Below are 11,299 nucleotides of genomic sequence, written 5' to 3'. Positions count from 1 at the left end.
CTCCCTGCCCCCTGCACCCCTGCGGTCTAAATGATAAGTCTTTACCCGAACATGATATTATATTGCTTTAGAACTTTGGCGGGTTCCAATACCCTACGAAGAATAATTTTGATTCCTAGATTCTGAATTCTTCTTTAAGGTGTTTGTTCAGAATCTGCCGATGGTTGATTGTTAAATAACAGCAGGCGTGCAGCAAGAATGGCAAATCCCACAGCCGCGATCGCTTTTAAAACGCGTGTAGGTAATAATTCGGCTACTGCACCCCCTGCTAACGATCCCAACAGGCTTGTCAACAGCAATGCGCCTGCTGCACCAAAAAATACTGCCCGTGGAGAATTAGAACGTCCTGAAAGTGCGATCGCTGCTAGCTGACTTTTGTCACCCAATTCTGATAAAAAAACCGTAATAAAGCTCAGTCCTAATAAATGCCAATCCATATAATTAAAGGAGATGGGTAATTTTTTTATAATGACAAATGACTAATGACTAGTAAATACATCCCAAAATAGCATTAGAGAAATTACTAACAACATCACGCCGGCTGACTTTTCTACAGTTTTCGGGCTGAGTCGATCGGCTATCCAACTACCTAAAAGTACACCTAATAAGCTAGTGGTTATTAGCGCCGCCGCCGAGCCGATAAATACCACCCACGGCGAATGAGATTGTGCGCTCATTAACAGAGTGGATAGCTGAGTTTTATCTCCAATTTCTGCTAGAAAAATGGTTATAAAAGTTGTACCAAAAACTACTAGCACTGATTGCTGCTTTTGAGGACTATCGGCAACTACAGGCTGAACTGACGGAGCGATCGCAGGAGTTAAGTTAAAATCATTGCTATCTTTCAGTTCTAGCTCGATCTGAGTCTGAGATCCGCCAGAAATGTCCAAAGGAGCAGAGTCAAGTTTCACAGGCAGTAGTTTTATTGCTAGGTTGCTTTCATATTTCTATCATATTCTCAGATTGTTGTAATAAATTGCAACTCCACAAACTAAAACTAGGAGTGTGAGTGTCACAGCCCTACAGCTTTATTGAAGCGGAGTATTTCCAGACTGCGATCGCCATAAACTCCTTCTATTTGCTGGCGACAGCAGTCAATAGCAAAATCGTTAACTTCTTCGGGTTCAACCCCATACATATCTTGAAACACTTCTGATTCCACACGGCAGAAGCGGGGACGATTGGGGTAGATGCGACATTCTCGCGTGGTATGGTCGAAATTAACGCACCATCCCCCTTCGCCTACCATGCTGAGGTAGAGTTCTAGTTCTGGTGGTGAGAGGTAGTCTTCTAAGTCTGGACGCTCTGCTGGATCGAGATTACAGCAGGCTCCACATTGCTTTATACATTGCCAAGTTGACATTTTGGATTAGGGATTAGGGATTGGGGATTAGGGATTGGGGATTAGGGATTGGGAGTTAGGGATTAGGGATTAGGGAAACTCTTCCCTAGTCCTCAGTAATTAGTATCTGATACCCAGTCCCCAGTCCCCAGTCCCCAGTCCCCAATCCCCAATCCCCCTATTTTACGTTTTTATGTCTTTTCTTATAATTTTGTTAAGTAAATTAAATCTAACAGCCCATAGCCAGATATGATCGATCGCGGGTTTTGTAATTAAGTTATTGAATTTTTTAAAACAATTGAAAGGAGAAAAGGAAAAATGTTTGACGCTGTATCTGACTTGTTTAACGCTTTTACCAGTATCAATTGGGAAGTTATCTTCCAATTGTTGTCAGTGGCGCTAATTGTGATTGCTGGCCCAGCAGTGATCTTTGTGCTGGCATTTCGCAACGGCAACCTATAAGAGTGCTGAGTAGTGAGTGCTGAGTGCTGAGTAGAAGAAAATTTTGGAATTTAAAACTGATAACTCATGAATCAGCACTCAATACTGATAACGCCTGAAGAGCAGCTTGGATAATATTGTCATACTGTGGTTGAGAAATATCAACTTCTTTGGCATTTTGACGATTAGTACCCAGCAAACCAATTATATGTCCTGGCTGCATGGCTAATACTTTCCCTTCAGAATTTTTAATTCTTAGTTCTGCTTCAATACCGTTTTTATAGAAACCACAAGTATACTGTCGCTGCTTGTACTCAAAGGTGGTGCTTGATGTGGTAGGTGGCGAAACAAAAAATTGTTGAATCTGAATTGGCAGTCTGACGCCGATTAACTCTAGCTCGATGCTGGTATTGCCGTTAAAGTAATTTTCTCGCAGTTTGTAAGCGATATCCACTCGCGATGGTAAGCGGAAATAGTCGCCCCAACGCCAAGCGATCGCTTTAATTTGATACTCCTGATTATCAACAATTTGGGCAACTGTAAGTTTGATGTGACCCTTACCAACTATTTTTTGCTCAACCACTTGGACATTAGGTGTCCAGAAAACTGGATCGGGGTTGTCCATACCGCAGGGGTGTAGAGCATTAAGCTGTTGATAAAGCTGCTGATTGAGATGATTGAGGTTGACTTCAGCATCAATTTTAAGCAGAGGCTTGAGATGCTGAGGTTCAAGACACTGGTTAGCAAACTCAATCAAACGCGATCGCACCATCTGTAAATTCTCTGCTGGTAGAGAGAATCCGCCGGCTGCTTTGTGTCCACCAAATTTGCCTAGTAAATCGTGACAATATTCTAAAGCTTCAAATACATGAAACTCTGGAATTGAGCGTGCTGAACCGCGTATATGTCCCTCATCTTCATAAGTACCGATGAACACGGGAACACCGTAGCGTTCTACCAAACGGGAGGCGACGATGCCAATAACGCCGTGATGCCAATTTGGTTGAACAACAATTAATACACGGTTATCTTGTAAAGAAGTAACAAATTCTGCTTCTACATAAGCGATCGCTTCTTGTTCAATTTGCTGACACATTTCCTGGCGAGAAGCATTGATTTGTTCGCACTGCATTGCTCTTTCCAGCGCCACCCCCATATCATCTGTAGTCAGTAATTCAATCACAGTCTGGGGATTACCAATCCGACCAATAGCATTAATTCGCGGCCCCAAGCGAAACCCGATATCTTCAGGCTTCAGCGATTTTGGATTTTGGATTTTGGATTTTGGATTAGAAATTTCCTCCCCTGCTCCCCTGCTCCCCTGCTCCCCTGCTCTCTCCTCTCCCCTCGCCTGCACTCCACCTACCTGAATCAACGCCTGTATACCAGGTAAGTTGGATTTGGGTAAATGCTGTAAACCACGTTTCACCCAGCGGCGATTTACGCCAGTTAAGGGGGCTAAATCTGCGATCGTTCCCAGCGTAAATAATGCTAGCATCGGTTGGATCAATCCCTTAGTCTGCCCTAGCTGTTGTGCTAGAGACACTGCCAAAATATAAGCAACACCAACACCAGCAACACCCCGATAAGGTGAGGATTCGGCTATTAGTTTCGGGTTGAGGATAGCGTTAGCTGGCGGTAATTTTTGAGGGATATCATGATGATCGGTGATAATCACTGCAAGACCAAGTTCTCTAGCTCTAGCAACTGGTTCAAACGCAGAGATACCATTATCTACAGTGAGAATTAGCCCTACACCTTCGCTGTGAAATTCTTCAACTATGCGTTTATTAATACCGTATCCTTCGTGCATCCGGCTGGGGATAGCATAATCTACCTGTGCGCCTAAAGTGCGGAGACTACGCAAAAGTAGAGCAGTGCTGGTCATCCCATCAGCATCGTAATCACCACAAATAGCAATTTTTGTTTGAGAAGCGATCGCATTTTGCAATAACTCTAGACTAATTGCCAAATCTGGGAAATCTTCTAACGGCGAAGGCAAAACTAAAGACTCTGGATCTAAAAATGCTTGTACCTGTTCTGGTGTTTCCATACCCCGATTAATTAGTAACTGGCTGATAATCGAAGAAAGATTTGTCAAAACCGCCAGATTTTGGGCAAATTCTGGTTTTTGTGGATAAATCTGCCAGCGCTGATCGGGTAAGCGCCTGCGAGGCTTTGATAGTTCAGATACAGGTCGGTCTAGCACAATACAAGTTAGGATTTTTTAGTTATGAGTGTTGAATTGAAAGTTATTTCTTAACTCATAACTAATAACATTATTTTGCTATCTATTAAAATACGCTGATTCTACCGTCATCCATAATATATAACGAGCGATCGCCTGGAGAGCGCCAGGTCGGACGGAGTTCTAGCCGCAATGTCCCAAAGTTAGGTTTGGAGACTATTGCTTGTAGTGATAAACCCTTTTCGCTCCAAAATATCAGAGATGTATTTGGCTCAGTACCCTCTATTTGTTCTAGATTTAATTTCTGCCCTGGATTCAAGGATATTGCATCAGTCCCAGAGGGTTTTTGAATTTTAATCAGGTTAGGTGTGCTATTTATAACTTCAACTCGGATGTATTGCCCAGGTGTAAACTGAATTGGGTGCGACCCACACTTAGAGGCACAAGTTCGAGCTAAGGTAGCACTGGGATTATTGATTGATGCAACTAGAATGGTAGCTGCAAGTAAAGCAAATGACAAAGGCTTAAACATATACACAGTATAAGTACTAATCTGAAATATTACTTCAATTTAATACTATTAAGCCTCAGCATATTTTCCAGAATTAAGCTAATGCAAAGCAACATCAGCCTATCATTCTTCGATAAGCGATTTAATCGTGATTTAGCCAGTTGTCGAGTTGTTGTTGGGTCACTACTGGGTGCGGGACTGGTGTAAGCCATAATCAAGACAGAATTAGGAATCAGGAACACAGAAGTGAATCATGCACATCCTATCCCTTCATTATCCCGATTACTTACTTAGGGACTTCCAAATAAAAAATATCCAATTAACTCCTGTGGGGTGGGCGTCTCGCCATTAGTGTCAAGTTAAGCTCAAACTTCCTATGTCAATAAGTATTTATGCTTAACAATTTGGTTTGAAAGGGACAAAAAACGAACTTTTTCAGGGACTATTAATGCTTTGTTTATTAGCATCACTCCCAGCTTGCGTATAAAAGTCAGAAAAAAGTTCACCTTTATACTTCGTTCCTAACAAAACCTATCGTTGACAAATGGGTTTTAACCTTAAGTTGACACTAATGGCGTCTCGCCTGCCCAGTCCATAAGGCGGGCAAGATGCCATAGGTGTCAAGTTAAGCTCAAACTTCCTATGTCAATAAGCATTTAGGCTTAAAAATTCGGTTTGAAAGGGACAAAAAACGAACTTTTTCATGGACTATTAATGCTTTGTTTATTAGCATCACTCCCAGCTTGCGTATAAAAGTCAGAAAAAAGTTCACCTTTATACTTCGTTCCTAACAAAACCTATCGTTGACAAATGGGTTTTAACCTTAAGTTGACACTAATGGCAAGATGCCCACCCCACAATATTGGATAATTTATTTCTTGGAGTTCCCCAAAACTCAAACAAAATTTTTTGAGTGTTATCCAGCATAGGGTGACTCTCCTACGCATTATAGATTGAGTCTGTAGTGCGATCGCTATTTTAGTGAGTCTGGTATCACAAAATAAAACCCTGTACAAAATTTTACCTTATTGTACAAGGTTGTCTATTATCCTAAATACTTAGAACAAGCTCTTTAACCAAACCGTCCACTGATATAATCTTCAGCTTCTTTGGTTTGAGGAGAACTGAACATTTGGGCTGTAGGATTAAACTCAACTAATTTTCCACGACGTTTACCATGCTCGTCAATTTCTGTATTGAAGAAAGCCGTGAAATCTGCGACTCTAGAGGCTTGCTGCATATTGTGTGTCACCATAATAATGGTGTATTGTTCCTTAAGTTCTAAGCAGAGCTCTTCTACTTGGCGACTAGAAATTGGGTCGAGAGCAGAACATGGTTCATCCATTAATAATACATCTGGCTTCATTGCGATCGCACGGGCAATGCAAAGTCGTTGCTGTTGTCCGCCAGATAATGCAGTTCCTTTCTCTTTCAGTTTGTCTTTGACTTCATCCCAGATAGCAGCGCGTCTGAGAGAATCTTCCACCAATTCATCAACGTTACCTTTGTAACCATTAGCCCGCGGACCAAAGGAAATATTTTCGTATATCGACTTCGGGAAAGGATTCGGTCTTTGAAAAACCATTCCGACTTGGCGGCGTAATTTGACAGAATTTATCTTAGGATCGTAAATATTGCGATCGCGATAATTCAGTCTACCCTCAACCTTAGCTCCAGGAATTAAATCATTCATCCGGTTGAAGCAACGCAGTAAGGTACTTTTACCACATCCTGAAGGCCCAATAAAAGCAATAATTTGTTTCTCAGGAATCTTTAGATAAACATCTAAAAGTGCTAAAAATCCTCCATAAAAAACCTTCACACCTTCAACATTGAAAACGCTACTACCTTGGTCGATTGTGGCACTATCTGATTGACTTCTACTATTGCTATAAGTCATGAAAGCGTATCTCCTAATATCTGTGAATGTATTCAATTAGATATTTAATTACCTAACGGATTGAGAAGCGTTGCCGGATATAAATTGCTACACCATTTAAAGCTAAAATCAAGAGCAACAACGCAATAATTGTCGCTGCTGCTGCACCAGCAAAACCCGGTTCAGGACGAGTGATGTAACTGTAAATTTGAATGGGTAATGCCATAAATCTCTGGAACAAACCAGGGTCAAAAGTGAGAAAACCCACAGCACCAACAACAATTAGAGATGCTGCATCACCAATAGCACGAGATACAGAGATAATTACTCCTGTCAAAATACCGGGAATAGCATAGGGTATGACGTGACTGCTGATAGTTCGCCATTTGGTTACACCTAATCCATAAGAGGCATTTCTCAGGGAATCTGGGACGGCGCGAATTGCTTCTCTAGAAGTGACAATAATCACTGGCAAAGACAACAAAGATAAAGTCAATGCACCAGAAATCAAAGCGGGGCCAAACCCAAGCAGATAATTGAAAACTCCTAAACCCAGCAATCCATAAACAATAGAAGGTACACCCGCGAGATTACTGATATTAATCTCAATAATCGCTGTCCACCAAGCTTTAGGTGCATACTCTTCTAGATATAAAGCTGCTCCGACACCAATAGGAACAGTAACCAAAATTACAACAGTTCCCAAAAGAACACTGCTGATAATTGCAGGGCGAATGCCACCTTGGTCAGCAAAACGAGAAGGAGTTTCGGTCAGAAAGCCGGGTGACAAAAATCTACCTAATCCGTCTTTAAAAATATCAAAAAGTAGCAATGCTAGGATAAATAAACCAATCAGTAATCCTAACAAAAAAATTACTTCAAATACTTTTCCTAATGTCTCTCTACTTTCAACATTATCGTTAAATTCTGCCGTAGAATCTAGAGAACTATTTGGTTGATAACTTGTAGCCATACTTATTAATCGTATTTTTCTTTAAAGCGATTTGCAATCAAGTAACTAACAATATTCAAAGCTAGGGTGATGAGAAACAGAACAGCACCTACAGCATATAAGGTTTTGAAATTGAGACTCCCACGTGGACTATCTCCTCCAGAAATTTGTGCCATGTAAGCTGTCATTGTTTCTATTGATTCCGCAAAATTCACAGTCAGCTTTGGCTGTAGTCCGGCGGCGATGAGAACAGTCATTGTTTCACCCACAGCGCGAGAAATACCCAATATAATTGAGGCAATGATTCCAGAAAGCGCGGCTGGTAGAACTACTTTAAAAATGGTTTCCAGTTTAGTGATACCTAAAGCATAAGAGCCTTCTCGTAAAGAGCGGGGAACTGCTTTAATAGCATCTAAGCTGATAGAACCAACCGTAGGGGTAATCATTACTCCCATCATTAATCCTGCACTCAAAGCGTTGAATATTTCTAGAGGGATAATATTCCGTAGCAATGGTGTGACAAACAATAGCGCAAAGTAACCATATACTACTGTTGGTATTCCCGCTAAAAGTTCCACTGCTGGACGTAAAACTGCTGCTACTTTTGGTTGAGCATACTCACTTAAATAAATAGCAGAAGATAACCCCAAAGGAATAGCAACTGCCATCGCAATAGCTGTCGTTAAAAAAGTGCCATTAATCAAGGGCCAAACGCCAAAATGTTTCTCTGCAAATAGAGGCGTCCATTTAGTATCAAGAAAGAATTGAGCAAAGGAGACTTCTTGGAAAAAACCAAATGTCTCTTGAAAGATAATTAGGACAATCCCAAAAGTCGTCAAAACCGAAACTAAAGCACAAGCAAATAAAATTACCCCAACAATCTTTTCAGAAATATCTTCAGATGGATTTTTATCCAATGATTGTCTGGATAGTAGATAAGGATCGTCTTGAGAATTGAGATTTTGCATAAACAGTTAATTTTTTAACTACATTCAGACTACAATGACTAGAACTTTATTTAAATAAAGTTTGTGATTGGTTCACCTGGCTTTGCTTTTTTGAATTTTGTCCCTGTTTCACCAGTAGCAAATTTTTGTTTTACCTTGACATAAGCTTCATCAGGTAGCGCCACATAACCAACACTATCTACCCACTTCCAAGAATTTTCTAGATAAAAATCTACAAATTCTTTAACTGCTGGCTTGGTATCTAAGGATTTTTTACTGACATAGAGAAATAGAGGACGAGACAAAGGTGTGTAGATATTTTTGATGACATTATCTACAGGAACTGGCTTTTCACATTTTCCTGTAGGGCTTTCTACAGCAACTAAATTGAGTTTATCTTGGTTTTGAATGTAGTAAGATATCCCAACATAACCCAAGGCTGATACATCACCTGAAACACCTTGTACTAGGAGATTTTGATTGTGACTAGGGGTGTAATCTGTACGGCCATTCTTGGCTTTACCAGTAACAGCTTGAGTCATATAATCAAAGGTTCCAGTATCAGAAGCTGGAGCATACAGCTTCAGTTTTTCGTTAGGGAATTTGAGATTAACTTGATTCCAAGTCAAGATTTTACCGTCTGATTTCGCGCCCCAAATTTTGCCCAGTTCCTTAATAGTTAGACATTTGGCGAAGTTATTTTTACGGTTAGCAATTACGGCTATACCATCTAAAGCTACAGGTAACTCGACAAATTCAATATTTTTACTTTTACATTTTTTGATTTCTTCATCTCGAATGGTACGAGAAGCACCAGCTATATCAATGTCGCCATTACAAAATTTACTGAAACCACCACCAGTACCGCTTGAGGCGACGCTAACTTTAGCTTCAGGTTTGCCTTTGCCGTATTCTTCTGCAACTGCTAAAGAAACAGGAAAACCTACAGCAGCACCATCAATACTGACTTGACTTTTCAATTCTTGTCCGCTGTTACAAGCAGTGATACTGCTGGCAAGAAGCATTAAAGATGTTAAGAAAAAGCCATTTTGAAATCGGTTACAAAAGCTCATAAATTATCAATTGAGATAAAGTGATTGAGAATTACTTATGCTTGGCTAGCGGCAAAATGTAGAGAATGCAGCATGATATCTCTTTTATCATGCTTTGTTCACAGCTTGAATTTTGTCAAAGATTGCCCCATCTCCAAAAAACTTGTTCTGAATAATCTCCCAACCACCTAAATCTTGAGATGTGAATAAAGTTTTAATTGGCGGATATTGTGATGCTACTTCTTGGGTAACGCTGGGGTTCACAGGACGATATTGTAATTTGGCAAATTCCCGTTGAGCTTCTGTGGAGTAAAGAAAATCAACAAATGCTTGTGCAACTTCTCTTGTAGCGTGTTTATCGACGTTTTTATCAACTATCGCTACAGGATTGTCAATAGAAATATTGACTTGGGGTACAACATAAGGCAACTTCGTCCCATTTTTACCTGCCAAAATCACCTCATTTTCGTAGTTGATTAAGACATCTCCTTCACCTTTTTGGAAGAATAAATCGCTAGCCTCACGGGCATCTTTCGTTAGAGTCGGGGTATTTTTATAAACTTTGGTGACATAATCTAGCGCTGTCGCTTCATCACCACCTGTTAAAGTCACCGAACCCCAGAAAGCTAAGAATTCCCAGATAGCAATACCAGAAGTTTTTGGGTTAGCGGCAATCACTTTCACGCCATCTTTTGCCAAGTCTGCCCAAGTCTGAATGCCTTTCGGGTTGCCTTCGCGAGTAACGATCGCAGCAACCGATCTACTCACAATACCACTTCTCGGTGCTTTGGTTTCCCAACCTGATTTAATTAAACCTGCAAGAGCAATTTTGCTGACATCGAGGGGAAGTGCCAAATGTACTATATCTGCTTCTTGGGAACCGTTAATGACAGCAGCAGCTTGAGCGCCAGAACCACCATAGCTTTGCTCAAATGTGACATTTTGGTTGTGTTCTTGCTTCCACTTTTCGATAAATTTGGGAATTATCTGATCATGTGCAGCTTTGGTGACAGAGAATGAAACGAGTTTTAACTTAACATCATTTTTGCTAGCTGAACTGCTTCCCGAACAGGAGGCAACTGCTATAGTCAAAAAAATACTTATTAAAAACAGACTTACAAAACTTTGGATACTGCGTCCATCTAACCAACTTCTAATTGCGTTTTGATACGATACTTGTATAGTTCGCAAGGCTTTCATTGCATAAGCCTGCATTCCCTCATTGAGGAATTTACTTAATTGTGTCGGTTGTTGCGACTTGCTCATTAGAATCACCCCTAAATCTACGGTATTTCTACATGGATACCGTGATTATGAGAATTATAGGGTATATAGAATAATATTTATCATTTGACTTCAATTTTTTTACTCAGTGAGCAATTTATGCTCAAAAGTAGCAAATAAATCTGATTTAGCAAGGTATTTCAAAAAACGGGCTTTTCTGCTTGAAAGCGAAACAATCCCGCTGCGTACATAATATTTGCTAAAAAATATGTGATGAGTAATACAGAACAGTAGTGGAAACTCAACTTTTTTTAGTCAGTAAAGCTGTTTTTAAAACCAAGTAGCTGCATAATAGCATCTTAAGTATGATATATAGCGATCGCGCTTATTACGACTATTATTTGTATATAATAATCTGACCTTCAAAATCATCATAATGATGACTGGCAGAAAGCCTAGCCACTTCAAAACTAACTTTACTCAGGGCTGCAATAACTTCCCTTCCTGTAACACTTGGGAATTGACTCATATCTCAACTGCGACTCGTTGAATACCAACAAAGTCGAGTGAATCCTGTTGTTCTTCCTCAACTTCTAGACAAAGTTCAATCATTAATTTCTGGTAAATCTTCTTGCCATTCGTGAAAGAATGAGCCATCCAAAACTAACTGAATACCAAAGTTATCGATTAAAAAGCGTAGGTCAATGTCCTTTGCTAGGATTGTTTGTGTCATAAGTTTGAGAGAGTGGAGTATAGTCAATTA

General features: G+C 40.2%; 13 protein-coding genes. 1 reads left to right on the top strand and 12 read right to left on the bottom strand.

From position 1 onward, the window contains the following. Positions 1-134: 134 nt before the first annotated feature. The 3 genes from HWQ44_RS09395 to HWQ44_RS09385 all read right to left on the bottom strand — a co-directional run bounded on the left by HWQ44_RS09395 (position 135) and on the right by HWQ44_RS09385 (position 1,363). On the bottom strand, positions 135-437 hold the full coding sequence (locus HWQ44_RS09395; protein WP_292717834.1) for a TMEM165/GDT1 family protein: 303 nt from the start codon (positions 435-437) through the stop codon (positions 135-137). Between the two features lie 42 nt (positions 438-479). Beyond that, positions 480-911, bottom strand: coding sequence for a TMEM165/GDT1 family protein (locus HWQ44_RS09390; protein ID WP_292717832.1), 432 nt, complete (start codon positions 909-911; stop codon positions 480-482). A gap of 101 nt (positions 912-1,012) precedes the next feature. Further along, entirely contained in the window at positions 1,013-1,363 is a 351-nt protein-coding gene (locus HWQ44_RS09385; RefSeq protein ID WP_292717830.1) for a YkgJ family cysteine cluster protein, read from the bottom strand. A gap of 297 nt (positions 1,364-1,660) precedes the next feature. On the opposite strand from HWQ44_RS09385, the gene HWQ44_RS09380 reads away from it, so the two are divergent. Continuing rightward, positions 1,661-1,804 carry a photosystem II reaction center protein Ycf12 gene (locus HWQ44_RS09380; RefSeq protein WP_069068686.1) on the top strand — a complete coding sequence of 48 codons (144 nt, stop codon included), beginning with the start codon at positions 1,661-1,663 and terminating at the stop codon, positions 1,802-1,804. Positions 1,805-1,868: 64 nt separating this feature from the next. Here HWQ44_RS09380 and HWQ44_RS09375 read toward each other — a convergent pair whose 3' ends face one another. From HWQ44_RS09375 to HWQ44_RS09335, 9 genes are all read right to left on the bottom strand, one after another. Next, positions 1,869-3,992 carry a DHH family phosphoesterase gene (locus HWQ44_RS09375; RefSeq protein WP_292717822.1) on the bottom strand — a complete coding sequence of 708 codons (2,124 nt, stop codon included), beginning with the start codon at positions 3,990-3,992 and terminating at the stop codon, positions 1,869-1,871. An 85-nt stretch (positions 3,993-4,077) separates the two neighbouring features. Continuing rightward, complete coding sequence (locus HWQ44_RS09370) at positions 4,078-4,503, bottom strand: hypothetical protein (RefSeq protein ID WP_292717820.1); 426 nt, start codon at positions 4,501-4,503, stop codon at positions 4,078-4,080. Positions 4,504-5,554: 1,051 nt separating this feature from the next. After that, positions 5,555-6,382, bottom strand: a complete 828-nt coding sequence (gene pstB / locus HWQ44_RS09365; protein ID WP_292717818.1) for a phosphate ABC transporter ATP-binding protein PstB — start codon at positions 6,380-6,382, stop codon at positions 5,555-5,557. Between the two features lie 52 nt (positions 6,383-6,434). Beyond that, positions 6,435-7,334, bottom strand: coding sequence for a phosphate ABC transporter permease PstA (gene pstA / locus HWQ44_RS09360; RefSeq protein WP_292717816.1), 900 nt, complete (start codon positions 7,332-7,334; stop codon positions 6,435-6,437). Between the two features lie 5 nt (positions 7,335-7,339). Then, the gene (gene pstC / locus HWQ44_RS09355) at positions 7,340-8,281 is read right to left on the bottom strand and encodes a phosphate ABC transporter permease subunit PstC (protein ID WP_292717814.1); all 942 of its coding nucleotides are present in this window, start codon (positions 8,279-8,281) and stop codon (positions 7,340-7,342) included. A gap of 50 nt (positions 8,282-8,331) precedes the next feature. Then, positions 8,332-9,333 (bottom strand): PstS family phosphate ABC transporter substrate-binding protein, encoded by a 1,002-nt coding sequence (locus HWQ44_RS09350; RefSeq protein WP_292717812.1) that lies wholly within the window; start codon positions 9,331-9,333, stop codon positions 8,332-8,334. Positions 9,334-9,420: 87 nt separating this feature from the next. Next, positions 9,421-10,578, bottom strand: a complete 1,158-nt coding sequence (locus HWQ44_RS09345) for a sulfate ABC transporter substrate-binding protein (RefSeq protein WP_292717810.1) — start codon at positions 10,576-10,578, stop codon at positions 9,421-9,423. A 355-nt stretch (positions 10,579-10,933) separates the two neighbouring features. Further along, the gene (locus HWQ44_RS09340) at positions 10,934-11,065 is read right to left on the bottom strand and encodes a hypothetical protein (protein WP_292717808.1); all 132 of its coding nucleotides are present in this window, start codon (positions 11,063-11,065) and stop codon (positions 10,934-10,936) included. A gap of 75 nt (positions 11,066-11,140) precedes the next feature. Next, a complete protein-coding gene (locus tag HWQ44_RS09335; RefSeq protein WP_292717806.1) occupies positions 11,141-11,269 on the bottom strand; it encodes a hypothetical protein in 129 nt (42 codons plus the stop codon). Positions 11,270-11,299 lie beyond the last annotated feature (30 nt).

Source organism: Nostoc sp. JL34 (assembly GCF_017114945.1).
In the GTDB taxonomy this organism is placed as follows: domain Bacteria; phylum Cyanobacteriota; class Cyanobacteriia; order Cyanobacteriales; family Nostocaceae; genus Nostoc.
This window is presented reverse-complemented; position numbering and strand designations above follow the sequence as displayed.

What these genes read in the sequence shown, in the direction of transcription:
- HWQ44_RS09395 (WP_292717834.1), bottom strand. Translation starts at nt 437, where the DNA reads ATGGATTGGCATTTATTAGGACTGAGCTTTATTACGGTTTTTTTATCA.
- HWQ44_RS09385 (WP_292717830.1), bottom strand. Translation starts at nt 1,363, where the DNA reads ATGTCAACTTGGCAATGTATAAAGCAATGTGGAGCCTGCTGTAATCTC.
- HWQ44_RS09380 (WP_069068686.1), top strand. Translation starts at nt 1,661, where the DNA reads ATGTTTGACGCTGTATCTGACTTGTTTAACGCTTTTACCAGTATCAAT.
- HWQ44_RS09370 (WP_292717820.1), bottom strand. Translation starts at nt 4,503, where the DNA reads ATGTTTAAGCCTTTGTCATTTGCTTTACTTGCAGCTACCATTCTAGTT.
- pstB (WP_292717818.1), bottom strand. Translation starts at nt 6,382, where the DNA reads ATGACTTATAGCAATAGTAGAAGTCAATCAGATAGTGCCACAATCGAC.
- pstA (WP_292717816.1), bottom strand. Translation starts at nt 7,334, where the DNA reads ATGGCTACAAGTTATCAACCAAATAGTTCTCTAGATTCTACGGCAGAA.
- pstC (WP_292717814.1), bottom strand. Translation starts at nt 8,281, where the DNA reads ATGCAAAATCTCAATTCTCAAGACGATCCTTATCTACTATCCAGACAA.
- HWQ44_RS09350 (WP_292717812.1), bottom strand. Translation starts at nt 9,333, where the DNA reads ATGAGCTTTTGTAACCGATTTCAAAATGGCTTTTTCTTAACATCTTTA.
- HWQ44_RS09345 (WP_292717810.1), bottom strand. Translation starts at nt 10,578, where the DNA reads ATGAGCAAGTCGCAACAACCGACACAATTAAGTAAATTCCTCAATGAG.
- HWQ44_RS09340 (WP_292717808.1), bottom strand. Translation starts at nt 11,065, where the DNA reads ATGAGTCAATTCCCAAGTGTTACAGGAAGGGAAGTTATTGCAGCCCTG.
- HWQ44_RS09335 (WP_292717806.1), bottom strand. Translation starts at nt 11,269, where the DNA reads ATGACACAAACAATCCTAGCAAAGGACATTGACCTACGCTTTTTAATC.